Here is a 24966-nt window from a genome sequence, read left to right as displayed (position 1 = left end):
ATGGAAGAACTGCGAGCGGCCCGGCCCGCGCACCTGGACGCCCCTGTGGACGCCGTCACCCGGGCCCAGGAGTTGAACCACGCCTTCGCGCAGCCCCGGCAGCCCCGCCGGAAGGCATCACCGTCGCGAAGCCTCAGGCCCATGTGGGGGCTGGGCCTGGCGGGCGCCGTGACGGCGGCGGCGGTGGTGATCGCCGGCACGCAGGGAGGCACGCCTTCTCCTCCGCAGGCTCCCGCGGCGGCCTCCCCGTCCGCGTCCGTCGTCCTGGACGCGCGCACGGTCCTGCTGGCCGCCGCGTCCCAAGCCGAAGCCCAGCCGGACGAGACCGGTGAGTGGTGGCACACGGCGTCCGTCCAGCGAAGCCTGATGCCCATCCGGGGCGAGCACGACTACTACGTCTACATGCTCGACAAGAACGAGATGTGGACGCCGTACGCGCCCGGCGGAGACCAGATCAGCCGTTCGCAGCGGCTCGGATTCGGGTTTCCCGGGCCCGAGGACGAGGCGGCGTGGAGGCAGGCGGGTTCCCCGTCCCGGGTCTTCGGGGAGGCGCCGAAGCCCGCCGCTTCCGGTTCTCCCGGCCTGGGCACCTTCCCGATCGACAAGGAGCCCGGAAAAGCGCGCACCAACCGGAGCCCGCTGGTGGACGGGGACAAGGTGTTCTGGCTCGGCGAGAACGTCACGATGAAGGACCTGCTGAGCCTTCCGGACGATCCGAAGCGGCTCAAGGCGTGGCTTCTGCGTTCCTACAGCGGGCACGACACCGAGTCCACGAGCGTCCCCATGACGTCCGAGGCGTGGCTGTACCGGGTGGCCACCGGGCTGATCATCGACATGCCGGTGCGTCCCAAGGTCCGCGGCGCGGCGTTCCGGATGCTCGCGGAGCTCAAGACCGTACGGGTCGTCGATAACGTCAAGGACATGGACGGCCGGACGGGCACCGCGGTGAGCATGGAGGAGAAGACGGATGGGGGCGTCCTCCTCAACCGTCTTCTGTTCGACCGGGAGACCGGCCGGGCGCTCCAGAGCGACAGCGTGGTCGTGAAACCGGGCGGCCACCAGGCAGGCCTACCCGTGGGGGCCGTCTGGAACGCTGTGACGATTACCTCGTCCGGATGGGCCGACGAGAGGCCGTAACGTTAAAGGGAACGGGCCCGGCGCCTCTCGGGGGGGAAGGCGGCCGGGCCCGTTCGTCTCGGGGGAGAGCGGTACTCAGAGGGTCTTGTGGCGGACCACCCAGTTCCAGCTCGCCTTGTTGTCGCCGGAGTTGTTCGGCAGGTTGAAGCGGTCGTTGACGGCCATGTCGATCAGGCCGCCGGGGATCAGGCCGCAGCCGGACGCCTTCGGCAGGGCGAAGGTGTTGTCGGTCGTCCACACCTTGAGCATGAGCAGGTTGTTGCGCAGCTCGGGCAGGGCGAGGCCGATCACGGGCTTGAGCATGATCGGGCTGCTGTTGGTGCCCACCCAGCAGTTGCTGGACAGCAGGGGGTGGGTGAAGCGGAACTTGACCCCGAACTCCCGGGGCATGGTGGTGCCCGGAGCGACCTGCCCGGTGGCCTCGATCTTCACCTTGGTGCCGGTGAGGTCCTGGATGTACAGGGGGGTTCCCGGCAGCGGGGTCTGGACGGTCAGCGTACCGCCGGTGAGGGCGCCGAGCCGGGCGACGGAGGTGCCGTCGTTGAGCTTGCCCTGCGCGGTGACCAGCTGGAGAGGGGAGTCGACCTTGACCCTGACGGAGCCGATGTCGATCGTGCCGTCGAGAACGGTGGCCGAGTAGCAGGTCCACGACTTGGCGTCCGCCGGCTTGGCGGGGCAGGCGGCGAAGTCGGCCTCGGACGGGGTGTAGGCGTTCTCGGCGGAGGCGGGCGCGGAGGCCAGGCCGAGGGTGGCGAGGGCCGCCGCGGCGCCGACCGCGAGACGGCGCGGGAGGTGCTTCATCAGAGGGGCTCCTGGTACTGCGGGGTGGGGTGTGGGAGGAGGGTAACTCGGCACTTACCGGGTTATGAAGATCCCTCTGATAACGATCAGAACGTCTTGTGCCGCACGGCCCACACGAAGTCCGCAGAGTTGGTGCCGCTCGGGGAGGGCAGGCCCAGCAGCGTGTCCGGGTGGCCCAGCAGCGGATAGGTGTTGCAGCCGGTGGAGGCGGGCAGCGCGAAGTTCTTCTCCTCCGCCCACACCTTCGCCATCGGGGTCAGCCAGAACAGCCACGGCAGCGAGACGTTGATCTTCGGCTTGAACACGATGGGGTCGGCGTCCGTGCCGATCGTGCAGTTCGAGCCGAGCAGCCCGCCGGGGCTCCACAGCTGGAACCGCACCTTGAACTCGTCGGCCTCGTTGCCGTTCAGCCCCACGCCGACGAACCGTCCCTCGAACTCCGGCAGGGTCGAGAGGATGATGGTGGTGCCCGGGACGACCGTCACGACCTTGAAGTTCTGCGGCTGGCGGACGCCGCCGAACGCGGTGACCTTGGTGCCGTCGGCGAGCTCGCCCTCGGCGGAGGTGATCCGCATCGGCTTGTCGATGAGGATGCGGACGCTCCTGGTGGTGCCGAGGGTGAAGCCGCCCTCCAGCGCGGTGGAGACGTAGCACGTCCACTTCGCGGCGCCCGCGGGCTTGGGCGGGCAGTCGGCGAAGTCCGTCTCGCTGGGGACGTAGGACTGCTCGGCGCTGGCCGGGGATGCGGCCAGGCCGAGGGTGAGCGCGGCGGCGCCGAGAACGACGGCGGTACGACGGAATTTCATCTGGACGGCCCCTTAGAAGGTCTTGTGACGGATCGCCCAGGTGGCGTCGAAGTGGTTGCTGGTGGCGTTGGCCGCGCCGATCAGCGTGTTGACGAGCGGGCTCTGGCAGCCGGTCGCCCAGTCGATGGCGAAGATGTCGTCGTAGACCTTGGCCTTGACCATCAGCAGGCCGCCCTGGACGGAGGGGATGGCCCACTGGATGCGGGGGGCGAGGATGACGGGGGCGGCGTTCGAGCCGATCCAGCAGTTGTCGCCGAGTCCGTCGCCGATGATGCGGGCCTTCAGCCCGACCTTGGACGGGTAGAGGATGCCGGGGGAGGCGTGGCCGGTGGCCTCGATCTTCACCTTCCAGCCGGTGGGGTCGGGGATCTCCAGCGGGGTGCCGAGCACGCCGGCGACGAACGGCATGGGTTCGCTGCGGACCGAGCCCGTCTGCGCGACGTTCTGGCCGTTCACCTTGCCCTGCGCGACGGTGAGCCGCACCGCGTGGTTGATCCGGACCTTCATGTTCTTGAGCCGGAACTGCCCGTCGAGCGCCGTCATGACGAAGCACTTCCACTCCGTGGCGTTCGCCGGCCGCGCGGGGCAGTCGGCGAAGTCCTCTTCGGAGGGGGTGTAGAGGTTCTCGGCGGAGGCCGGTGCCGCCGCGAAACCGAGGGTCAGAGCCAGAGTTGCGAGTCCGGTCGTGACGACACGGCGCATGACTTGCTCCTTGGGGGGTGGGGTGAACGGGAGGCCGCGCCCGCCTCATGATGCTGGTGAGACTAACCTCACAAAACAGACATTCCAAGATCTGTTGTGTCACGAACGGGAAACGTGGGGTACCTCTAGCCCAGACTGCTCTACTACTTGCGGGTTCCACGGCTTGGTCTAGTAAGTTACTCACCGGTACAATCGGGGACCCCCGTGCAATGACAGTCTGTAGCGAGCCCTACGCTTCAGCCGATGGCCGTACCTCAGGAGGACGGAACAGATGTTCTGGCTCACGTTGATAATCGGGCTCGCTGGTATAGCGGTGACCCTCTTCCTCGCCGGGAAGCGAGTGCTCTTCCTATGGAACCTGTTCAAGAGCGGGCAGCCCGCTCCGGAACGGGTCGCCAGCGTCAAGCGTGACCCCAAGGGTGACGTCGAAGGTCAGGTGACCGAGGTCTTCGGACAGCGCAAGCTGCTCAAGTGGACCATCCCCGGCCTCGCTCACTTCTTCGTCATGTGGGCGTTCTTCCTGTTGGCCACGGTGTACCTCGAGGCCGGCGTCGGATTGTTCTTCGGCCTCGACGCGCACATCCCGGTCCTGCAGACCTGGGGTCCGATCGGGTTCGTCCAGGACTTCATCGCGATCATGTGCTTCCTCGGCCTGGTCGTCTTCAGCATCATCCGGATCAAGAACGCGCCGGCCAAGCTCGACCGCAAGTCCCGGTTCAAGGGCTCGCACACCGGCGGCGCGTGGCTGATCCTGTTCATGATCTTCAACGTGGTCTGGACGATGTTCTTCTACCGCGGCGTGCTGTCCGCGATGGACCACCTCGGCTTCGGCAAGGCCGCGTTCGGCTCCTACGCCACCGGCAAGCTCTTCGAGGGCATGTCCTACGACACGCTGGAGATCCTCGGCTCGATCGGCCTGCTGCTGCACATCGGCGTGGCGCTGGTGTTCCTCGTCATCGTGGTGAACTCCAAGCACCTGCACATCTTCCTCGCGCCGCTGAACGTCATGTTCAAGCGCCGCCCGAACGGCCTGGGCGCGGCCCAGCCGGTCCTCAAGCCCGACGGCACCAACCTCGACTTCGAGGAGGCCGACCCGGACGAGGACCTCTTCGGCCGTGCCAAGATCGAGGACTTCACCTGGAAGGGCTTCCTCGACTTCGCGACCTGCACCGAGTGCGGCCGCTGCCAGTCGCAGTGCCCCGCCTGGAACACCGGCAAGCCTCTGTCGCCCAAGCTGCTGATCATGGAGCTGCGCGACCACGCCTTCCACAAGGCCCCGTACTTCATGGCCACCGAGGAGCAGCAGGCCGCCTTCACCGACGAGCAGAAGCTCGCCATGGAGGTCGACAAGCCGCTGGTCGCCGAGGACGGCGTCATCCACCCCGACGTCCTGTGGTCCTGCACCAACTGCGGCGCCTGCGTCGAGCAGTGCCCCGTCGACATCGAGCACATCGACCACATCCTGGACATGCGCCGCTACCAGGCCATGATCGAGTCGTCCTTCCCGTCCGAGGCCGGCGTCATGCTGCGCAACCTCGAGAACAAGGGCAACCCGTGGGGCATGGGCGAGATGAAGCGCCTCGAGTGGATCGAGGAGCTGGACTTCGAAGTCGAAGTGATCGACGAGAAGATCCCCGAGGACGCCGAGTACCTCTTCTGGGTCGGCTGCGCCGGCGCCCTGGAGGACCGGGCCAAGAAGACCACCAAGGCCGTCGCCGAGCTCCTGCACATCGCGGGCGTCAAGTTCGCGGTGCTCGGCCCGATGGAGGCCTGCACCGGTGACCCGGCCCGCCGCCTGGGCATGGAGTACCTGTTCCAGGGCATGGCCCAGCAGAACGTCGAGACCCTGAACGACGCGGGCGTCAAGAAGATCGTCGCGACCTGCCCGCACTGCTTCAACACCCTCGCCAACGAGTACCCGCAGGTCGGCGGCAACTACGACGTCGTCCACCACACCCAGCTGCTCGCGGACCTGGTCGACAACGGCAAGCTCGTGCCGGTGACTCCCATCGAGGAGAACATCACCTACCACGACCCCTGCTTCCTCGGCCGCCACAACAAGGTCTACAAGCAGCCGCGCGACATCATGGCGAAGGTCCCCGGCGTCAAGACGCAGGAGATGCACCGCTGCAAGGACAAGGGCTTCTGCTGCGGCGCCGGCGGCGCCCGCATGTGGATGGAAGAGCGCATCGGCAAGCGCATCAACACCGAGCGCGTCGACGAGGCCCTGGAGACCAACCCGGACACCGTGTCCACCGCCTGCCCCTTCTGCCTCGTGATGCTCGGCGACGCCATCAACGAGAAGAAGTCCGCCGGCGAGGCCAAGGAGTCCCTGGAGGTCGTGGACGTGGCCCAGCTGCTGATCAAGTCGATCAAGGCTGAGGTCCCGGCCGCCGCCGAGTGATCGGCTGAGCTTCACCTCTCTGAGGCCCGTCCCCGCTGCCTGGGGACGGGCCTCAGGTCTTCCGGGGCCGTGACGCGGTAGCCGTCGCAGTCCAGGACGATGCCGCCGAACTCGCGGGCTATGGCCAGGGCGGTGCTGCCCAGCCGGTGCGTGTCCGGGCAGTGCAGGTCGCATGTGACGTGGTGTTCGTGGATCTTCCGCACGAGAAGGGAGACGAGACCGCCGCTGTAGAGGTCGGTGCCGGGAGCCGCGGTGTGCGTGGAGTCCTCCACCAGGCTCGTCAGCCGGGCCGGATCGGGTCTGCGGGGGAGGTAGACGGTGACCGTCTGGTCCTCCTCGTCGCGGGACGGGGCGGGCCTGCCGTCCCGGAACCACAGGCCGCCGAGCCGCCTGGCCAGGCCCGCCACCAGCTGGTCCGAACCCTCACCCAGGTACACGACGGGCCAGCCCTCGGGCAGTCGCGCCCGCCGGGCCAGCCGGGGCGTCACCTCGAACGGACCGCGGAGCATGGCGGGACCGGCCATGACCGCCCCGTTCTCCTGCCGGGCCTCCGGAGCGAACAACCGCACCGTCTCCAGGAGGCGCTCGGGCACCTCCGGCAGCAACAGGGTCGGCCCGCGCCGCACCCGCCGTGCCGCCGGACCCTTCCTTACGCGCACGGTGAGTGTGACGTCGAATACTTTCGGTGCGACGACGCCGTTATCGGGTTGTTATCATTCTCCGGTTTGGGTGTCCAGATCAACCCAGATCAGCTCTACCTGGGCGGCTTTGAGAATGCCCTCGCCGTCCAGCACGGAGTAGGTGCCGGTGAAGTAGAGCCTCCGGAAGCCCGTCTCGGCGATCAGACGGGCGCAGGCGGGGCAGGGGAACGTGGTGACGTAGAGGTCCGCGCCCTTCAGGGAGAAGCCCTCCCGGGCCGCCTCGGCCACCACGGCGGCCTCCGCGTGGATCGCGGTCGAGAGATCGGCGCGAAGACCGCGGCGGAACTCGTTCCGCGGATCCCCGTCGAGGTAGGGGGAGTACTCGGACGGATGGTGGCGGTTGTGGGCCTCGGCGAGGACCTTCCCGTCCCGCACCGCCACGGCGCCCACCTGACGCCACCAGTCGGAGCTGAGCCGCGCTCGGGCTTGGGCCTCACCGATGAGGCGCCTGTCGAGCTCCTCCCGGGTGATCCGCGTCGAGCCGTCGACGGGAGCCTCGGCCAGGCTCCAGGGGCGGTCCCAGCGGAGGAACGTGCGCTCGTAGACCGGGTCGAGGCCGTACCTCGCGGCGAGCTCGCGCATGATCTCCTCGTCGGGCACGACCAGAGCAGCCCCGCCCAAAGCCTCGGGGAGGTCCTCGGGCTCGACGACCCTCACCCTCGGAGGACCGCCCAGGCAGGCGGCGGCCCGAGCCGGATCCAGGGCCCGGATGTCCTTGCGGAGCGCGGGGAACAGCTCGTGGAAGCCCGTGCCGAGCAGCAGGACCTCCTCGGCGTCCGCGTGGCGCTCCAGGAACCGCTCATAGCCGGCGTGGAGGACGGGCAGGTAGAGGAGGAGCCGCTTGCTCATCGCTCGCCGGACAGCTCGGCGTTCTCGGTCTCGGCCAGACCCAGCTGGATCCGGCGGAGCCTGGCCGACGTGCTGATCGTCGCCATCCGCTCCAGGACACGGACCTCGCCGCAGTACTTCGCCTCCAGCTCGGCGATCTGCTCGGGGGAGTAGGTCTCGGCCGTCGCCACCAGGACGTCCGGGCGGACCGCCTTGATCAGCGCCCACTTCCCGTGGCCGGGGCCCTTGAGCGTCACCAGGCCCACACCGCGCTGGTGGGTGACCATGCGCAGGCGCTCCATCTCCGGAACGGCCGGACGGTGCGGGCCCTTGCGGGCACGGATCTTGTCGTCGCTGTCGACGCCCACGATCAGGAAGTCGCCGAAGCCGCGGCAGGCCTCCAGATACATGGAGTGGCCCTCATGGAGGATGTCGAAGGAGCCGTTCGTCAGGACGATGCGGTTGTCGACGGCGCGGAGGGCGTCGACGATCTCGCTGATGCGGTCGTAGTCCTGGACGTAGCGGAGCTCGAAGTTCGAGGCGTCGTCGAAGAAGTCCCGGCTGACCAAGGGGCGCTTCTTCTCGGTGCTTCGCGCCACTCCTACGTCCTCTCCCCGACCCGTTCCCAGCAGTTCATGCTAGCGTGCCAAGGCCTGTGGCCTGGGGCCTGTCATGACTCCGGCCGCAGGCCCGGATCCGCGACGACCGCGAGCCCCGGCGGGGAAGCCGGGGCGGTGAGGGTAACCTGCCTTTCCGGCTCTCCTCCCCGGCTCCACAGAACCCGGGCACTCCACGAGGGCGGCCCCTGCGGCTCATTCAGAACGGGAAGGCTCGGCATGCGTTACTCCCCCTACACGGAGCGAACTCCGGACGGGCAGTACCAGGCCGTCCTCAGGCGGGTACGCGACGAAGGCATCCGCGTCCCGACCAGGCAGGGCCCCGCCGCGATCACCCTGATGCAGCAGACGATGCGCTTCGATCTGGCCGACGGCTTCCCGCTGATCACCGAACGGAGCCTGCGCTCGTTCTGGCGCAAGCCCATCGGCGAACTGTGCGCCTTCATCAACGGCGCCACCACGCTGAAGGAACTCGCCGAATTCGGCTGCGACTGGTGGGACGCCTGGGCGACGGAGAAGAAGACGTCCAAACGCGGCCTCGCACCCGGCGAACTGGGCCCCGGCTCGTACGGGGGGGCCTTCCACCACTTCCCTTCCCTGGAGCAGCCCTCGGAAGGCTTCGACCAGTTCCGCCACCTCGTCGAGCAGCTCCGCGAACTCCCCGGCGACCGCACGCACTTCGTCTCCCCGTGGATCCCCCAGTACCTGGTGCGGGGAGAGGGCAAGACCCCGAAGGCCACGATCGCCCCCTGCCACGGCTGGGTCCACGTCCGCGTCCTGGACGGACGGCTCCACCTGCACATGTTCCAGCGCTCGGGCGACCTCCCGATCGGCGTCCCGTCCAACATGGTGCAGTACGCCGCCCTGCTCCTGATGCTGGAGCACCTGACCGGCTTCGAGGCGTCGACGTACTACCACACGATCTCCGACGCCCACATCTACGAGGACCAGCTCGACGCCGTCGAGACACTGCTGGCGCGGGAACCCCGCCCCCTGCCGACCGTCCACCTCAACGAGGCCGGCCTGGCCGTGACGGACATCCACGACTTCCGCGCCGAGCACTTCGACCTGGCCGACTACGACCCCCACCCGCCCCTGCCCCGGATCCCGGTGTCGTCATGACCGTCTCCCTGATCGTCGCCGCCGCGTCCAACGACGTCATCGGCAAGGACGGCGCCCTCCCCTGGCACCTCCCCGAGGACCTGCGCCACTTCAAACGCCTGACCTCCGGCAACGTGGTGGTGATGGGCCGCCTCACCCACGACTCGATCGTCGCCCGACTGGGCCGCCCCTTGCCCGACCGCAGATCCGTCGTGATCACCACCCGCCCCCTGGACGAGCACCCCGACGTCACCCCCGTCACGTCCGTCCCCGAGGCCCTCGCCACCGCCCGCGCCCTGGCGGCCGAGACGGACGCCGAGATCTTCATCTGCGGCGGCGCCTCGATCTACGAGCAGGCCCTCCCCGAGGTCACCCGCATCCACCTGACCCGCATCCACCGCGACGTCGAAGGCGACACCTCGATGCCCGAAGGCTGGCTCACCGCCTTCACCGAGAAGTCCCGCGAGGACCACCCCGGCCACTCCTTCATCGAATACACCCGATGACCCTCTACTGCTTCGACAACCACCGCACCCCCGAGCAGCTCGCCGAAATGCAGCGCCTCGAAGCCGCCGGCATCTGCCTCTTCTGCCCCGACTCCTTCCGCAAGGAAGGCACTCAGCGCATCCTGTGGGAAGGCGCCCACTGGACGATCACCCCGAACGCCTACCCCTACAAGGGCACGACCCTCCACCTGCTCCTGCTCCCGCACGAACACGTGGACGACCTGGCCGACCTCAGCGAACCCGCCCAACTGGAGTTCTTCACCGCCCTGCGCTGGGCCCGCTCCACCTACGACCTGACCTACTACGGCCTGGGCGTCCGCAACGGCGACTGCCGCCACACCGGCGGCACCATCCGCCACCTCCACGCCCACCTCCTGGTAGGCGACCCCGCCCCCGACGCCCACCGCGTCAGATTCCGCATGAGCTCCTGACCCACCCACCCGGAGCTTCCGCTAATATGGCTCGCAGACGTCTCCCCGGAGACTCACGCGGATGTAGTTCAATGGTAGAACTTCAGCTTCCCAAGCTGACAGCGCGGGTTCGATTCCCGTCATCCGCTCCAATCACGAAGGCCCAGCTCAGGACAGTGATCCGGAGCCGGGCCTTGATCGTTTCTGGGGTCGTTGACCTATCGTGCGCGATTAATGGGCGATCAGCCGACGGCGGGTCGGATGCCTTCTCCTGCCCGCGGCCCTAAAGCACGGTCACGGCTAGAACATCCCGTTCTCGTTTTCAGCGGTCTCCGGGATCGGCTGCATGACGTCCCAGTGCTCGACGATCTTTCCGTTCTCGTCGAACCGGAAGATGTCGACGATGGCCGTGCCGGACTGCCCGGGCACCCGCACGCCGTGCACATGCGCGATGACGAAGTCGCCGTCGGCGAAGATGTGCTTGACTTCGGCACGCAGCGCGGGAAAGTCTTCCCGCAACTGGCCGAGGAAGGCCGCGAACCCCTCGATTCCGTCCGCGATCCGGGGGTTGTGCTGCACATACCGATTGCCGATGAGTTTGGATGCGGCCTCGAAGTCCTTCTGGTTCAGGCCCACTTCGTAAAAGGCCAGGACAGTCTGCTTGTTGCTCTCGAGATCCATGCACCCCTCCTTGGGTGAACAGCTGTAGTGCTACAACCGTAGGGCAACGGTCGTTGCAATACAATACGGATCATGGATGCGCCTTCTTCGACCTCGCCGGCGCGGGGCCAAAACCCGCGGGGTCAGGGGGAACGGCTGCGCCGCGACATCATCGGCGCCACCCTGCGGATGCTGAACGGCCTCGGTGACGACGAGGCGTTGTCCCTGCGCGCCGTCGCGCGCGAGGTGGGTATCGCGGCGACCTCGGTCTACATTCACTTCGCCGATCGGGACGCCCTGGTCTTCGCCGCCCTGGAACAGTGCACCCAAGACCTCACGCGCGACCTCGACCGGGCCGAGTCCGCCCACGCCGACCCGGCGGCCCGGTTGCGAGCGCGCCTGCTGTTCCTCGGCACATGGGTCCGCGACCACGCAGGCCTCTACAAGGTGCTGCACGAGAGCACCCTCAACCAGCGGATGAGTCTGGCGTTCAAGGAGGAGTTGGCCACGCGCACCACCACCGCCGTTCAGCGGTGCATGGACGCGGGGCTCGCACCCGCCGGCAACGCCGCAGAGGTCGCACTAGACCTGCGCGCGGCCGTGCACGGCGCCGTGTCCCTCCGGGTGAACGAACCGGGCCTGGCGCTGCCGCCCCTGGAAGAGCAGGTGGACCGCTTCCTCACCAAACTCGTGGGCGTGCGCCTCGCCTCGGACGCGTGACCCCGCCGCGACCACTGCGGGTCGGCTCTCCACGCCGCCGGTCGACCGGCACCCGGTCCTCGTCATCGAGGAAGAGCACGCACTCCAGGAGGCTTATTCAAAAGCCTCCTGGTTGAGAAAGGTGGCGTGCCCGGTGGTGATCACGTCAAGAGCCTGCGTGACGGGGTGAACGAACTACGGTCGGCTGTAGGGGATCGCTCATGGCGGATCACCTTCTGGAAACCGGGAGGGTCGGCGATCGTGCTGCTCACGGTCTTCGTCAAGACCCGTAACGGACCGCAGCACGACGACGTGAATCGAGCCCTCAGGGCCAAATGGGAGTCCGGTTCCTCATCTCCGTCGGCGACGACCAAGCCGAACCCATCGAACTCCTCGCCGGATGACCGACCATCCCAGCCGTGCCATTAGCGTGCCATTGGCCAGGGTGAGCAAGGGCCAAGAGGGGTCACTCACGGGAGGCGCCTCCCGCAGGTCGGGGCTCTGATCAGGGTGGACTGTGACGGTTCCCAAGCTGACAGCGCGGGTTCGATTCCCGTCATCCGCTCTCATAGCGAAGGCCCAGCTCAGGAGCATGATCCCGAGTTGGGCCTTGATCGTTTCTGTGGTTGTTGGTTCAGGGAACTGCCGTGCTGTCAGGCGACCTTCCAGGTCCGGTCGCCCAGGGTGGCCACGAGGTCGAGGTGGCCGCCGAGGGCGGCGATGTAGTCGCGTACGACATCGATGCCAGAGACCTCGCCGTGTTCGATCTTGGAGATGCGGGCCTGGCTGACGCCTAGGGTCTGGGCGAGCTCTGCCTGGGTGACGCCGGCTGCTTGGCGGATCTCGGCGAGCTGGAATCCTCGGACGTAGGCTTCGCGCCGTTCGCGTGCGGTGGCGGCTCCGGCGGCCTGCTCGTCCTCGCTGCGGGGATCGAGCGAGGCTCCCTTGGCTTTGACGTCTGACCACTTGCTGTATCGGGTGCTCATCGCTCCTCCTGCTCTTCTTCCTTGAGGGTGATCAGGTGTTCGGTGAACCGCTCGTCGGCCAGTGGTATCGCCTCTCGGTACCAGCGGTTCCAGTTGCCAGCTTTGTCGCCGGCGACCAGGAAGATCGCTTCCCTGGCCGGGTCGAAGCAGAACAGCATCCGGATCTCGCTCGTTCCTGAGGAGGGAGGCCGCAGTTCCTTCATGTTGTGGTATCGGCTGCCTTGGACACGGTCCACCAGGGGACGACGTGCCGTGGGACCTTCCTCAGCGAGCTGATCGATCGCGTCTTTGATCAGGTCTGCGGTCTCCTGATCGGTCTCGCAGATCTGCAGGTACCACGCCTCGACCTCCGGATGAAGGCTGATCTCCCAGCTCATGCCGCGAGTATAACCGTTCGGTCATACCCTGTCTCATGCTCTCTCGGGACGTCTGACGATCCGACATCCCGGTGTGCTCGGCCTGGGGCAGGGTGCTGGGAGAGCCGTGTCCGGCCAGACGAGACGCTCGGCGGCGTGCAATTAGCGTGCAATTAGCCAGGGTGAGGAGGGCTAACAGGGGGCACTCGCGGGCAGGCGGATCAGCAGGTCAGGGCCTGTGGGAGGGCGTCTCCGTTTGATCCCCAAGCTGACAGCGCGGGTTCGATTCCCGTCATCCGCTCTCATAGCGAAGGCCCAGCTCAGGACGTGAATCCGGAGCCGGGCCTTGATCGTTTCTAGGGCTGTCGATCTGGCGTGGGCGATTAGCGGACGATCTCGGCCGTCCAGGCTTTGAAACGCTGACGAAGCTCGTGGGTGCGGGTCGTTGAGAGGCCGTGGACGGCGAACGCCTGATCGGGAAGGCGGTCGAGGGCGTTGAGAGCGAGCAGGAACATCTCCGGGTCGAAGCCGGGGTCTGCGTTGGCGGCGAGACGCAGCAGGTCATGAGTGGTGTAGCGGCCACTTCGAAGGATCGCCTCCACATCGACGAAGTCACGTACTTCCGCTCTGCCGTAGAGCGCTGCGACTTTGTTGCCGACCGCGTCGTCAGGATGCAGGACGGGGCCTACGGCCAGCGTGACCGGGGCGTGCGCCCGCCAGTCGATGCCCAGCTCGACCTTCACCGAGCGGCCGTCGGGTGAGGTGAGCAGTAGTCGGACGAAACCGTCCCCGGCCAGGGCCGTCTCGACGCCGAAGCCCTCGTGGCGGTAGGCGTCGACCGCAGCCGTGACAGCCTCCTGGAACCGGCTCTCGCTTCGTTCACCGTGAACAGATCGACGTCCTCTGAGACGCGGTCGAGAAAGCCATGTGCCTGAACGGCATAGCCGCCGGCGAGCGCGAACCCGTACTTGCCCGTCGCGGCAAGGCCGATGCGCGTCACGAGCTCGTGAAGAGGATCCATCCCGGCTATGCCGCCGCGGCAAGGAACGGAAAACGGTCTTCCCACAACCGACGCACCCGCGGCGGCAGGTAGAGCCGCCCCCAGCATCGGACGAGAAGCCGGGCGTTCAGATAGACAGCGAGATCCTCGGGCGAGGACGCCTCCCGGATCACCCGCTCGTACATCAAACCAAGCTGAGCCGGATCGTCCAGGTCGTAGACATGCTGCTCGGACCAGTCGAGATGGCGAGGCAGCTCGACAACACCGGACGCAGGCCCCTCCAACAGAGCCAGATCCTCCGGCAAGGCATAAGCCCGACTGTCCGCGTACCGCATACACCCAGTGTGCCCCAACCCACAGCCCCGTGCAGCAACACCCACCTGCAACGATCGTCCGGCCCAGCACATACCGGGCGTGCCATTAGCGTGCCATTAGCCAGGGTGAGCAGGGGTCAAGAAGGGGCACTTACGGCAAGTGTCGACCGCAGGTCAGGGGTTGTGGGCTGGGTGGATTGTGACGGTTCCCAAGCTGACAGCGCGGGTTCGATTCCCGTCATCCGCTCTCAGTGCGAAGGCCCAGTTCAGGGATGCTTTCTGAGCTGGGCCTTGATCATTTCTAGGCCTAGGATGGGGACGCAGTCCTCCTTCGTTTTCTGGCTTCAGAGGGCGTTGGTGGCGGCCGCGAAGGCTCCGGAGGCGGCGTGACCCGCCTGAAAGAGGGACGGGGTGCCCGGGATCGGATAGAGAGGGGCTTTGGACGCCGAGTAGGGGAGGTCGGCGATCCGGGTCCACTGGGTGCCGTCGAGGCGAGCCAGCCAGCCTTCCCGGTCACCTCCGCCGGCCACGTAGAGACGGCCGTCACTTGTGGCGACGATGTTCTCGGGGTCGGCGTCGGCCGCTGGGAAGCCCGTCGTCTCCACGAAGGCGGTGCCGTTGAACTTCAAAAGTTTGGGGCCGCCCTCGCTGCCCCGGAAGGTCTCGACCCAGAGCGCTCCGCCGGCTTTGACCACCTTCTGTGTCTCCCAAGTGTTGACGCCGACGGGGACCGGGACGGCCTGCCATTGCGAGCCGTCCCAGCGGATCATCTCGTTACCGCCGGGAATGGACCTGGTCGCCCAGACCTCGTGGAAGCCGACCGGAGTCAGGACGAAGTTTCTGTTCGGGTCATCGGGCCAGGTCTGGGTGGTCCATGACGTCCCGTCCCAGTGGCTGACGAAGTTGTCGCCGGAGGCCCAGGCATCGTCGGAACCGTTGCTTTCGAAGCCCCAGACGCCGGCGGGGAACGTGTGCGTGGTCGAGGCCCCGGTGTTGTCGTAGCGGTGCAGGACAAGGCTGCCCTGATGGCCGACCCAGGCGCCTTGGGCATCCGCTTCGAAATAATCGGCCTGGGCGCCCAGCGAGGGAGCGGTGAAGTGGTTCCACGTCGAGCCGTTCCAGCGCGCCAGGATCTCCAGTGAGCTGTTCTCGGGGTGGTCCGTAGCCAGAATCCAGGTACTGGACGGGCTTCCCACACTGACGTTCTTGACGAGGCCTTCGCCGCTGATCCCCGGTGCTTTGAGGCTCGTCCAAGAAGAGCCGTTCCAGTGCTGCAGGACCGGCTTCGGCTGGAACTGGATGACGTTGGGGAAAACACCGATGAAGCCTGCTCCTTGACCGCCGACGATCCAGGCGTTCTGCGCGCTGCCCGCGTCGAAGTCGCCAGCGATCTGAACAGGCCAGGTGAATTTCGGAGGGATGGTCTGCCAAGCGGGATCGGCCATGGCTGCTTGGGTCCCCGTGGTCGCGGTGAACGCGATGGCCGCGACCACGGTCAGACTGCGCTGGAGGAGTCTCATGCGACTCACTATGCGTATTGAACCGAGCGCTAGATTCGGTGGATCTCATGAATCCAGCCGGGTTGCTTGTGCGGACCTCCAAGCAACCCGGAGCGCTTCACCCGCTCTGTCCTCGACAGACTCGCCCACGCACTCGACGCCGAACTCGTCATCGGCGTCAGCCCGCACGCCGCAGCCTGACTACTTCCGTGCCATGAGCGTGCCATCAGCCAGGGTGATCAAGGGTCGATAGGGGCACTCGCTGGAGGTGCTATTCGCAGGCAGGGGGTTGTGGGGTGGATGGACTGTGATGGTCCCCGAGCCGACAGCGGGGGTTCGATTCCCGTCATCCGCTCTCATCACAAAGGCCCGGCTCAGGACGTGAATCCGGAGCCGGGCCTTGCTCGTTTCTGGGTCTGTTGATCTAGCGTGGGCTGTCGGCGGTCTATCAGCCGACCGAGGCCGGGGTGCCGGCCTCTCCGTCGTCATCGTCGGTTTCGCTCTCGACTTGCATGAGAGTGTCGATTCCGTGGGCGATCGCCGGTCTGCGTGGTGTTGCAGGTCAGGGATGATCGACCGCGGGATGTTGACCATCTGGACTCTCCGGCCGGGACTTGGGACGGCCGAGGAGCATCGTGCCGTTCTGCTGTTCCACGAGGCCGGAGAAGGGCCCCGCCGGCGAGGCCGGATCGTCCGGTGACGTAAGCCGGGAGAAGCCCCCGTGCAATGAGCGGGCGATTAGGCAGGGTGAGCCAGGGGCTGTATGGGCCACTTGCGGGCCGGTGAAGGTGGGGTTTGGTTCCCGAGTTGATAGCGCGGGCTGCGGCCGTCGGTCATGTCCCGGCATCGATGGGTATCGGCCAGGCCAGTTCGTTGTCGTTATCCGGGGAGTGGTGACGATTTGGTCTGGGACGCGGAGGAGACCATCCTTTTTCCTTGCGGGGACGGGGGTCTAGCCGAGTAAAGTGACTCAGCTTTCAACCTGTACTTGCTGAAGGGCGGCGGGGATGGTGCCCTTCGGACGGGTCGCTGTCGTGTTCGGGCTGGTCGTGTCCATGGCGGTCGCAATTCCCGCTTCGGAGGGCTCGCTGCGCGTGTATCCGGCGGCTTCTTCCAGTGGGGACGCCGCGTGGGTGCTGACGACGCACCGGTTCAACACGGCGTTCACGGCCGCCGCGTACGTCGGCAACGGCTACTTCGGAGAGCGCGTCCCGGCGGCGGGCATGGGCCTGTACAGCGGGGACCAGGGCATGAACACCTGGCCGCTGTTCAACCCGCGGATCACCACAGGCGTCGTCTCCGGCCTGTATGGAAAGACCTCCAGCATGATCGGCGGCTACAAGCAGGCCATCGCGACGATCCCGGTTTGGACGACGCTCGGGTTCACCACGCCGTCGGGAACGTACGGTCCGGACACGGCGACCGCGAGCACGGTCGCCGACTACACACAGTCGCTCGACCTGCGGACCGGGACGGTGACCACGTCGGGAGTGTGGACCGACCCCGGCGGGCGGCGCACCCGGTTCAGCTACCAGGTCTTCACCAACCGGGCCGGCAAACACCTCGGTGTCGTCCACCTGACGCTGACCCCGCTGTGGAGCGGTACGGCGTCAGTGACCGGCACGCTGGACGGCGCTGGGGCACAGCGGCTCACCGCGAGGGGCGCCACCGTCGACACCGCGACGCACACCTCCCAGGTCACCATGGTCTCGACCGGGGTCGGCACGGCACTGGCCGAGGCACAGGTGCTGCGCACCGAGGTACCGCTGACCGGCGTCACCGGCGACGCGCAGCCGGACAAGGCGACCGCCAGCGAGCGCATGTCCTTCACGGCCACCGCGGGCCGGAGCTACGAATTCACCAAGTACGCCGCGATCATCGCCGGGCCCGGCGACGCCGTCACGAAGGCGCGTGCAGCGGCCGTCGTCGGCCGGTCGAACCTGGCACGGTCCAACGCCGCCGCCTGGCAGGCCGTCTACCGCAGCGACATCCTCGTACCCGGCCGAGCGGACCTCCAGCGGGTCGTGCACGCGAACGAGTACGCGCTCTACGCAAGCCTGCGAGCCGACGCCCCCAGCGCGGTCGGCCCGTCCGGGCTCGGCGGGGAGGGCTACGCCGGCCTGGTCTTCTGGGATGCCGAGACCTGGATGTTCCCGACGCTGCTCGTCCAGCACCCCGACATCGCCAAGGTGATCCCCGACTATCGGTCCAGGACGCTGGCCGCCGCGCGGCGCAACGCGACCGCCCAGGGGCACGCCGGGGCCTTCTACCCGTGGACCAGCGGCTCAGACGGCGTTTACGACACGAACTGCTACGGGGCGAGTTGTGAGCGGCAACTCCACCTGCAGGGCGACATCGCGCTCAGCTTCTGGCAGTACTACCTGGCCACCCGGGACAAGACCTGGCTACGCGCCAAAGGCTGGCCGATGCTCAAGGCGCTGGCCCGGTTCTGGGAGGTCAAGGCGGCCAAGACCACCGGTGGGTACGAGATCGCCGGCGTCCAGCCGCCCGACGAGAACCACGACAACGTCACCAACAGCAGCTACACCAACGCCGTCGCGGCACTGACCCTCCGCAACGCCGCGTCCGCGGCCAGGAAACTCGGCATCACCCCGCCGGCGCACTGGGCGACGGTCGCGAGGGGACTGACCGCGACCATGCCATACGATCGCGCCAAGGGCATCTACAAGGAGTTCGACGGGTACGCCGGCGAGACCATCAAGCAGGCCGACGTCGCCATGCTCACCTACCCGCTCGACTTCGCCATGTCCCGGCGGACCGCGGTGAACAATCTGGAGTACTACGCGGCCAGGACCTCGGCCTTGGGCCCGGCGATGTCGGACGCCATCCACGCGATCGACAGTTCGTGGCTCGACGTCGCCGGCTGCTCCTCCTACACCTACCTGCTCCGCTCCTACCAGCCGTTCGTGCGCCGCCCCTACCTGGAGTTCTCCGAGGTACGGGCGCCGGATATTCAGTCGTCCTACAGTTTCCTCACCGGCTCCGGCGGATTTCTGCAGACCTTTCTGTACGGGTTCACCGGCTTCCGCGGCGGCGACGGCTCGATCTCGATCGATCCCAGCCTGCCGCCGCAACTGCCGCGGGTGACCGTACGCCGGATGGCGTGGGAAGGCCGGACCTTCACGGTCGACATCGGCCCGAAGCGCACCACCCTGACCCTTCTGTTCGGCAGCCCTCTGCTGGTCAAGCACCCGAACGGGAGCAGGACGCTGGCCAAGGGGAAGAAGCTGACGGTGGAAACGCGGCGGCCGTCCGCGCGAGCCACCACGGACCTGGCCCGATGCCGCCCGGCCGGCGCCGTCTCCGCCGCACCGGGTGAAGCCGCGGTCGCGGCGGTCGATGGCAGTTCGGCGACCGCGTGGACGCCGGCGTCCGTCGCCTCCGGGCAGTGGCTGAAGGTGGACCTCGGCGACGTCAAGCGCGTTCGCCGCGTCACCGTGCGGGAGTCATCGGCGTACGGCTACCGAATCCAGGTGTCCACGAACGGGATGTCCTGGAGTACGGTCGCCACCCGCGCGGGCGCCGCGGGCCGAGCCGTCACGACGTTCAAAACGGTCAAGGCCCGCTACATACGGCTGCTGTTCGCGGCACCGTCGGCGCTCGACGTCCTCACCGGGACCCGCCCCATCATCAACGATCTGCAGGTGCGCTCCTGAGTCGACCGAACGCTGATCGGAGGCCTTCTGCCCCATTCCACGGTCGGAGGGCGGGTCCGGACCGAGCCGCGGAGGCCGGGGGCGATCGGGGTGGATCGGCAGGCCAGGGCCCGTGAAGGCGGCGACTAAGGCCCAGCTCAGGACATGAGTCCGAAGCTTGGCTTTGATCTTTTTCTGGCCTGGGTGGTGACGCCCGTGCCATGAGCGTGCCATGAGGCCCGTGCTGGTCCAGTCAGCCGACCGGGGGCCAGGACGCCCGCCGCGCCGGTGCTCCCGGCCGTCGGCATCGCCCCGACGGCGACGACCGAAAGGCCGATCCTCACTGTCTCCTTCACTTGGAGAGCCTCCAGGCCATGGCCTTGGTGAAGTTGGAGCCGTAGGCGATGAAGCTGCCGTTGGGGCTGACGGCCAGGCCGATGGAGGAGAGCCACTGGTGCGGAAGGTCGAAGCGGTAGGAGACGCGCTTGCCGGACTTGGTGTAGTGCTCGGCGACGTTGGTGTGGGGCTTGACGCGGATGGCCCAGAATCCGCCCTTGCCGTCGGAGAACAGGGCCCGAGTGAAGTCCGCGCCCGTCTTGTACAGGACACTCCACTTCTTGCCGTTCCAGCGGACGACGGAGTGGCGCTGGCCAACACTCTTCTGGGTGACGGAGTAGCTCACCACGACGTTGCGTGAGGATAGCGAGAGCAGGTCGTAGGGGTAGACGCCGGTGCAGGGCTTGGCCTTCGTGCAGCAGAGGAAGGCGCAGGAAGGGGCCTTCACCGCCGTCCATGTGCGCCCGTTGAAGCGGCCCGGCGTGATCCCGGGGCGCGTGATGGCCCAGATCGTGCCGTCGGGCAGGGCGGAGGCCGCGACACGCCTCTTGACGGCGGTGACGCTCGTCCAGTCGCGGCGGTCATAGCGCCAGACCGTGGTGCTCTTGTTCGTCGACACAATGAACTGGACGGAACCATCGCGTAGGGCCGCCAGGCCGTTCGCCGCCTGGTCGAACCGCGGAATCCGCTTGACGGTCTTCCAGTTCCGGCCGTCGAAGTGCAGGACGACGTGCTCCGAGGCCGTGCCCTCGCTCCGCATTCCGACCATCCACAGGTCGGAGGCGCTGCCCACGATCTCGTTCACAAAGCCGACCCGCTCCGGGAGCGTGACCTCGGCCCGAGCGCCTTGGTCAGCGTCACCCGATCGTCGTCGGCGAAGTCCGACGGCAGGAACTGCGTCCACTGGTGCCGCGGCGGGGGTGGGAAACATCGACATGGCTGTGAGCGACGACCCATCCGGACGTGCTACGGCGATGCCGCTGTATTTGAGTCATATTCGGACACTTTGTTTTGGGTAGTCCGTAATTCGCCTTCTGTGTCCTCGGTGTTCGGACGCGCCGGGTCGCTTCGCGATGAGCTTCCAGGCCATGGCGCGGGAGTCGAGAGTGCCGTAGGCGATGACGCCGCTGGAGGGGCCGAGAACCGCCCAGGAACCGCCGTCACGCTCGGTGAGCAGGAGCCGGGTGTGGTTCGCTCCCCGGCCCCGGCCAACCGGAGCACTCGTCCACACGAATCCATGAGACCGGTGGCTGATCGAGGCCCCGCCCTCGGGCACGCTCCACCCCGGCACGCATGGCCCGCGGTCAGCGCGTGTACGGGGTCGCGTTCGGGTGCCGCGGCGCCGGGGGCTGCGCCGGCCGGGCATCATGAGGCCGGGGGGACCGCCGCCGTACCGTGCGGGCGGGGCCGGGGGCGGGGACCGGGCGGGTGGTGGGCTCATGGCGGGGGATCAGAAGGAGGGCGACGGCGATGAGGACGAGCCCGGCGGCCAGCAGCGCCGGGGTGGCGAAGGCCGGTCCTGGCAGGGGGAGGCTCAGGAGGCCGAAGCCGGCGACGAGGTAGGCCTTGGCGACGATCGTCGCGACGAAGACCACGGTGAGCAGTCGGCAGCGCTGCAGTGCCATCTGGAGTTGGGCGAGGCCGATGGTGACCCCGACGACGAACAGGGGGATGAAGGGGCCGGTGAACGCGTCGGCGTCGAAACCCTCCCGCGCCTGGAGGTTGAAGGCGAGTTCGGCGAAGCCGACGAGGACGCCCGCGCCGATGCCGTAGGCGATGCCGGTCAGGGGGCGGGCGTGCCGGCCGTCGGGCCTGGTGTCGCCGAGCGTGAACAGGAGTACGGGCAGGGCGAGGGAGGGCAGGGCCAGCAGGGTGAGGGCGGCTCCGGAGACGTCGGCCGGCGTCGCGGGATCTGACCAGGAGACGAGGAGGCCGCCCGCCGCCATCGCCGTCAGCCATGCGGCCTCGGCTCCGCCGGCGCGCTCACGCCTCACCGCGAGTGAGAGGGCGACGAGGGCGGCCAGCCCCGCGAGCAGCGCGGTGACCAGGATGGGAAGCTCCAGCTGCGGCGCCGCCACCACCTGCATCACCACGCCGCCGCCCATGAGCGCGGCCCCGGCCAGCCACCGGCCGTTGCGCGCCACGGCCGCCGCGAAATGCCCGGGTCGGGTGCCGCGCAGGGGCGGAAGGACGTCCGCCGCGTCCTTGAAGAAGACGAAACCCAGGTAGTACAGACATCCCGAAAGGAACGCGAGGACGATCGGGACACTCATGCAGGATTCCTTTCACACGACTGCAGGGCCCGCCCACCGCGGCTTTCGGCCGCAGACGAAGGGAGCCGTCGGTGATCGGCACGGTCGGACGGGGCGGCTCGCCCCTTAGCCGCTCGTTCGCTCCATATTCTTAGTCGAAACGGGCCGAATATGTAACCCATTGCTTTTTGCGCAGGCTTCCCGCTCACTTGGGTGACAAATCTGGGAGGCGCCGATAATGGATCGCTCCATAGTCGCGGAAGCCGACTCGAACTCATGGAAGTCGACCGGAAATTCGACGTGCGGGAACGGCTGCGCCAGCGCGTCCTCTACCCGCCTCCACCAGAAACGACCGAGCCGGCAGTCGGGCGCACAAACCGTTCACCCAGGCTGGGCCCTGATCGTTTCCAAGGGGCGGGCGATCTGGCGCCGTGACATTGACAGCCGGTGCGGCTCACTCGTAGAGGGCGGCGATCTCGGCGGCGCGGTCGCGCAGGGCGGCGCGCAGCCACTGCGGGGCCAGGGCTTCCGCGTCCGTGGCGAGCTGCCACAGCGCCCATTCGGCGTGTCTCGAATCTTGGAAGGCCGCTTCCAGCCGCAGCCAACCGTCCGCGTCGGCTTCTTCGGCGCGGACGGCCAGCGCGGTGCCCACCAGCTCGTCCCGCCGTGTCGGGTTCACCCGTACCAGCACGGCGACCTGGTCGCCGCCGGTCCGGAACCGCGTGCTGCGTTCCTGCCAGGCCTGGTCCAGATCGACCCGGTCTGGTCGCTGCGCGGGTTCGGCGAGTTCCTCGGCGGCCAAGACCCGGGACAGCCGGTAGGTGCGGTCCGTTCCAGACCTCGCGGCCAGCAAGTAGCCCTGGCCGCGTACGGTGACCAGGCCGATCGGGTCCACCGTGCGCCATTTCGGGGTCTGGTCCACAGCCGCGTAGTGGATGCGCAGCTTGTGTCCGGCGAGTACCGCGCACCGGATCTCGGCCATGACGGTGTCGGGCACCTCCTCAGCGACCAGTCGGCGTGAGAGGAGGTCGGTCTCGGGGTCGATGAGCAATCGCCGGGCCGCGTCGGCCGCGGTGTCCCGATGGCTTTCGGGTAGCGCGTCGACGACTTTGAGCATGGCCGAAGCGAGCGCCGAGCCGAGGCCGAACGCCTGCGCGCCGCGCTGTGATCCGGCGATCAGCAGGGCGAGCGCTTCATCGTGGTTCAGTCCGGTGAGCTCGGTCTGGAAACCGGGCAGCAACGCGAAACCGCCGTGTCGGCCGCGTTCGGCGTAGACCGGGACGCCGGCCGCGGACAGCGCCTCGATATCGCGCAGCACGGTGCGGGTGGACACCTCCAGCTCGCGGGCCAGCGCGGTCGCGGACAGCCGACCATGCCGGCGCAGCAGCAGCACCAGTGAGACCAACCGGTCGGCGCGCATGCGAGAACTTTATCGAAATACACGACATAGGATGTCGTGATTTTGTTGGGAGGCTCATCAACGCGACCAAAAAGATGGCGGCTACCGAGCCGATCGGCGTACTTGACGTCGACGAATCGAAAGGAGCTGATGTGGCAATGGAACGCACGGCGGTCAACCCGTGGGCGTGGTCGGTGGAGATGGGGTACAACCAGGGTGAGATCGTCTCCGGGCACACCCGAACCCTGTACTGCGCCGGACAGACCGCGATGAGCGGCGACGGCAAGCCCCGGCATGCCGATGACATGGCGGCGCAGTTGGCGCTGAGCCTCGACAACCTGGAGGCCGTGCTCGGCGAGGCCGGCATGTCCCTCGCGAACGTCGTCCGGCTCAACGTCTACACCACCGACGTCGATCGGCTCTTCGAGCACTACGGCGTGCTGGCGTCGCGGCTGGGCGCCGCCGGGGTGGCACCGTCCACCACGATGCTGGGGGTGACACGGCTGGCGATCCCCGACCTGATGGTCGAGCTTGAGGGGACCGCCGTCGCGTGATGCGACCTCGCCGCCTCCGGCAGGGCTGCCGGAGGCGGCACGAGTAGTAGGCAGGTGGGTGATTTCCGGTGCTTAGGATGGTGGCAATCGGCGCGCAATCAACCAGGGTGAGTAGAGAGCAGTAGGGGGCACTCGCGACCAAGCCGGCTCACAGGTCAGGAGCCGCGAGAGCAGACCTTCACTTTTGTTCCCGAGCTGACAGCGCGGGTTTGATTCCCGTCATCCGCTCCAATGGCCAAGGCCCGGCTCAGGAGCATGAGTCCAGAGCGGGGCCTTGATCGTTCTGAGCTTGCGGGTTGCGTGTGAGCCGCTGACGGACGATCAGCTGTGCCAGATCGTGGCGCGGCTCATCTGCCGGACGGATCTGAACCGTCCGTTGGCTTCGATGAGAACTTTTCTACTGGGCCTGGGTGAGGGGCATGACGGTCATCTGGGAGAGGCAGACGTGTGCCGGGCGGGTGATCGCGTAGGAGATGGCATCGGCGACGTCTTCGGGATCGAGCAGCCTCATCTGCTGAGCCGCGCCGATGAGCCTCTCGCGAATGCCGGAGTGAGAGCCGTGCTGGAACAGTTCGGTATCGGTGCCGCCGGGTTTGATGTCGGTGATCCGCAGTCCTTGGGGAGCGAGCTCAACACGCAGGGATCGAGAGAGGTAGCTCATTGCGGCTTTTGTGGACCCGTATACGGCGAAGGAAGGCACCTGCACGTCGGCTCCTGTGCTGGACACATTCACGATGTCGGCCGGGCGCCCCCGCTCGATGGCTTTGCTCAGGTGGGGAAGGAAAGCTGCGGTTACTTCCAGCAGCGCGGTGACGTTGAGCGCGATCATGCGCTGCCACTCGTCGATGCGAGCGTCGGCGAGGGGATTGGGCAGCATGACTGCGGCATTGTTGACCAGCACGTCAGGCTCTCCCAAGGCTGTTGAGACACGCTCAGCCAGGTCGTGAACAGCGCCTGTTCGCGTGATGTCGCATTCAAAAGGGACTGCGGACTCGCCGATCTCGTCGGCGAGGTTCTGCAGGCGATCGGTCCGCCGGGCGGCAAGAGCCACCTGTGCGCCTTGAGCTGCGAGACGCCGAGCCGTTGCCGCGCCGATCCCGGAGGACGCGCCAGTGATCATCGCAATGCGGCCGGTGAGGGGGAGGGACGTGTATGCCATGGGCGCTACCGTGCCGTTCGGTGCCGCCTCGGGCCAGGGCGAGCTTTGCCTAGGACAATCGTGACCTGCCTACACTCACCACG

General features: G+C 67.5%; 24 protein-coding genes and 1 tRNA gene. 9 read left to right on the top strand and 16 right to left on the bottom strand.

Annotation, left to right across the window (positions count from 1 at the left end; all coding sequences use genetic code 11):
• Positions 1–1137: a CU044_5270 family protein gene (locus ABGB12_RS22325; RefSeq protein WP_347681482.1), complete on the top strand. Its 1137-nt coding sequence runs from the start codon at positions 1–3 to the stop codon at positions 1135–1137.
• Between the two features lie 75 nt (positions 1138–1212).
• On the opposite strand, the gene ABGB12_RS22320 is transcribed toward ABGB12_RS22325, so the two are convergent.
• The 3 genes from ABGB12_RS22320 to ABGB12_RS22310 form a co-directional block, all read right to left on the bottom strand.
• Positions 1213–1938, bottom strand: coding sequence for a hypothetical protein (locus ABGB12_RS22320; RefSeq protein ID WP_347680947.1), 726 nt, complete (start codon positions 1936–1938; stop codon positions 1213–1215).
• 86 nt (positions 1939–2024) lie between these two features.
• Positions 2025–2744 carry a hypothetical protein gene (locus ABGB12_RS22315; protein WP_347680945.1) on the bottom strand — a complete coding sequence of 240 codons (720 nt, stop codon included), beginning with the start codon at positions 2742–2744 and terminating at the stop codon, positions 2025–2027.
• Between the two features lie 12 nt (positions 2745–2756).
• On the bottom strand, positions 2757–3446 hold the full coding sequence (locus ABGB12_RS22310) for a hypothetical protein (protein WP_347680943.1): 690 nt from the start codon (positions 3444–3446) through the stop codon (positions 2757–2759).
• Between the two features lie 271 nt (positions 3447–3717).
• On the opposite strand from ABGB12_RS22310, the gene ABGB12_RS22305 reads away from it, so the two are divergent.
• Positions 3718–5850, top strand: a complete 2133-nt coding sequence (locus tag ABGB12_RS22305) for a (Fe-S)-binding protein (protein ID WP_347680941.1) — start codon at positions 3718–3720, stop codon at positions 5848–5850.
• Between the two features lie 11 nt (positions 5851–5861).
• Here the strand turns inward: ABGB12_RS22305 and ABGB12_RS22300 are convergent, their stop codons facing one another.
• The 3 genes from ABGB12_RS22300 to ABGB12_RS22290 form a co-directional block, all read right to left on the bottom strand.
• Positions 5862–6443 (bottom strand): hypothetical protein, encoded by a 582-nt coding sequence (locus tag ABGB12_RS22300; protein ID WP_347680939.1) that lies wholly within the window; start codon positions 6441–6443, stop codon positions 5862–5864.
• A gap of 120 nt (positions 6444–6563) precedes the next feature.
• The gene (locus ABGB12_RS22295; protein WP_347680937.1) at positions 6564–7400 is read right to left on the bottom strand and encodes a deaminase; all 837 of its coding nucleotides are present in this window, start codon (positions 7398–7400) and stop codon (positions 6564–6566) included.
• Positions 7397–7978 (bottom strand): adenylyltransferase/cytidyltransferase family protein, encoded by a 582-nt coding sequence (locus ABGB12_RS22290; protein ID WP_347680935.1) that lies wholly within the window; start codon positions 7976–7978, stop codon positions 7397–7399. The genes ABGB12_RS22295 and ABGB12_RS22290 overlap by 4 nt, the downstream gene beginning before the upstream one ends.
• A 237-nt stretch (positions 7979–8215) precedes the next feature.
• On the opposite strand from ABGB12_RS22290, the gene thyA reads away from it, so the two are divergent.
• The 4 genes from thyA to ABGB12_RS22270 all read left to right on the top strand — a co-directional run bounded on the left by thyA (position 8216) and on the right by ABGB12_RS22270 (position 10165).
• On the top strand, positions 8216–9118 hold the full coding sequence (thyA, locus tag ABGB12_RS22285; RefSeq protein WP_347680933.1) for a thymidylate synthase: 903 nt from the start codon (positions 8216–8218) through the stop codon (positions 9116–9118).
• Complete coding sequence (locus ABGB12_RS22280; protein WP_347680931.1) at positions 9115–9603, top strand: dihydrofolate reductase; 489 nt, start codon at positions 9115–9117, stop codon at positions 9601–9603. The genes thyA and ABGB12_RS22280 overlap by 4 nt, the downstream gene beginning before the upstream one ends.
• Positions 9600–10034, top strand: coding sequence for an HIT domain-containing protein (locus tag ABGB12_RS22275; RefSeq protein WP_347680929.1), 435 nt, complete (start codon positions 9600–9602; stop codon positions 10032–10034). Before ABGB12_RS22280 ends, ABGB12_RS22275 begins: the two co-directional genes overlap by 4 nt.
• A gap of 57 nt (positions 10035–10091) precedes the next feature.
• Positions 10092–10165: transfer RNA gene (locus ABGB12_RS22270), tRNA-Gly, on the top strand.
• A gap of 148 nt (positions 10166–10313) precedes the next feature.
• On the opposite strand, the gene ABGB12_RS22265 is transcribed toward ABGB12_RS22270, so the two are convergent.
• Positions 10314–10694, bottom strand: a complete 381-nt coding sequence (locus ABGB12_RS22265; RefSeq protein ID WP_347680927.1) for a nuclear transport factor 2 family protein — start codon at positions 10692–10694, stop codon at positions 10314–10316.
• A 72-nt stretch (positions 10695–10766) separates the two neighbouring features.
• Between ABGB12_RS22265 and ABGB12_RS22260 the strand changes: the two genes are divergently transcribed.
• Complete coding sequence (locus ABGB12_RS22260) at positions 10767–11393, top strand: TetR/AcrR family transcriptional regulator (protein ID WP_347680925.1); 627 nt, start codon at positions 10767–10769, stop codon at positions 11391–11393.
• 632 nt (positions 11394–12025) lie between these two features.
• Here the strand turns inward: ABGB12_RS22260 and ABGB12_RS22255 are convergent.
• The 5 genes from ABGB12_RS22255 to ABGB12_RS22235 all read right to left on the bottom strand — a co-directional run bounded on the left by ABGB12_RS22255 (position 12026) and on the right by ABGB12_RS22235 (position 15521).
• Entirely contained in the window at positions 12026–12358 is a 333-nt protein-coding gene (locus ABGB12_RS22255; protein WP_347680923.1) for a helix-turn-helix transcriptional regulator, read from the bottom strand.
• Entirely contained in the window at positions 12355–12735 is a 381-nt protein-coding gene (locus tag ABGB12_RS22250; protein WP_347680921.1) for a type II toxin-antitoxin system RelE/ParE family toxin, read from the bottom strand. Before ABGB12_RS22250 ends, ABGB12_RS22255 begins: the two co-directional genes overlap by 4 nt.
• A 362-nt stretch (positions 12736–13097) precedes the next feature.
• Positions 13098–13757 (bottom strand): nucleotidyl transferase AbiEii/AbiGii toxin family protein, encoded by a 660-nt coding sequence (locus tag ABGB12_RS22245; RefSeq protein ID WP_347680919.1) that lies wholly within the window; start codon positions 13755–13757, stop codon positions 13098–13100.
• On the bottom strand, positions 13741–14049 hold the full coding sequence (locus tag ABGB12_RS22240; protein ID WP_347680917.1) for a hypothetical protein: 309 nt from the start codon (positions 14047–14049) through the stop codon (positions 13741–13743). Before ABGB12_RS22240 ends, ABGB12_RS22245 begins: the two co-directional genes overlap by 17 nt.
• A 323-nt stretch (positions 14050–14372) precedes the next feature.
• A complete protein-coding gene (locus tag ABGB12_RS22235) occupies positions 14373–15521 on the bottom strand; it encodes a hypothetical protein (protein WP_347680916.1) in 1149 nt (382 codons plus the stop codon).
• Positions 15522–16534: 1013 nt separating this feature from the next.
• On the opposite strand from ABGB12_RS22235, the gene ABGB12_RS22230 reads away from it, so the two are divergent.
• Entirely contained in the window at positions 16535–19204 is a 2670-nt protein-coding gene (locus tag ABGB12_RS22230; protein ID WP_347680914.1) for a discoidin domain-containing protein, read from the top strand.
• A gap of 331 nt (positions 19205–19535) precedes the next feature.
• Here ABGB12_RS22230 and ABGB12_RS22225 read toward each other — a convergent pair whose 3' ends face one another.
• The 3 genes from ABGB12_RS22225 to ABGB12_RS22215 all read right to left on the bottom strand — a co-directional run bounded on the left by ABGB12_RS22225 (position 19536) and on the right by ABGB12_RS22215 (position 23191).
• Positions 19536–20324, bottom strand: a complete 789-nt coding sequence (locus tag ABGB12_RS22225; protein WP_347680912.1) for a hypothetical protein — start codon at positions 20322–20324, stop codon at positions 19536–19538.
• A 499-nt stretch (positions 20325–20823) separates the two neighbouring features.
• Positions 20824–21792 carry a hypothetical protein gene (locus tag ABGB12_RS22220; protein WP_347680910.1) on the bottom strand — a complete coding sequence of 323 codons (969 nt, stop codon included), beginning with the start codon at positions 21790–21792 and terminating at the stop codon, positions 20824–20826.
• A 433-nt stretch (positions 21793–22225) separates the two neighbouring features.
• Entirely contained in the window at positions 22226–23191 is a 966-nt protein-coding gene (locus ABGB12_RS22215; RefSeq protein WP_347680908.1) for a WYL domain-containing protein, read from the bottom strand.
• 137 nt (positions 23192–23328) lie between these two features.
• On the opposite strand from ABGB12_RS22215, the gene ABGB12_RS22210 reads away from it, so the two are divergent.
• Complete coding sequence (locus tag ABGB12_RS22210; RefSeq protein WP_347680905.1) at positions 23329–23724, top strand: RidA family protein; 396 nt, start codon at positions 23329–23331, stop codon at positions 23722–23724.
• A gap of 397 nt (positions 23725–24121) precedes the next feature.
• Here the strand turns inward: ABGB12_RS22210 and ABGB12_RS22205 are convergent, their stop codons facing one another.
• Entirely contained in the window at positions 24122–24883 is a 762-nt protein-coding gene (locus ABGB12_RS22205; protein ID WP_347680903.1) for an SDR family oxidoreductase, read from the bottom strand.
• Positions 24884–24966: the final 83 nt, after the last annotated feature.

Source organism: Actinocorallia sp. B10E7 (assembly GCF_039871655.1).
GTDB lineage: Bacteria > Actinomycetota > Actinomycetes > Streptosporangiales > Streptosporangiaceae > Actinocorallia.
This window is presented reverse-complemented; position numbering and strand designations above follow the sequence as displayed.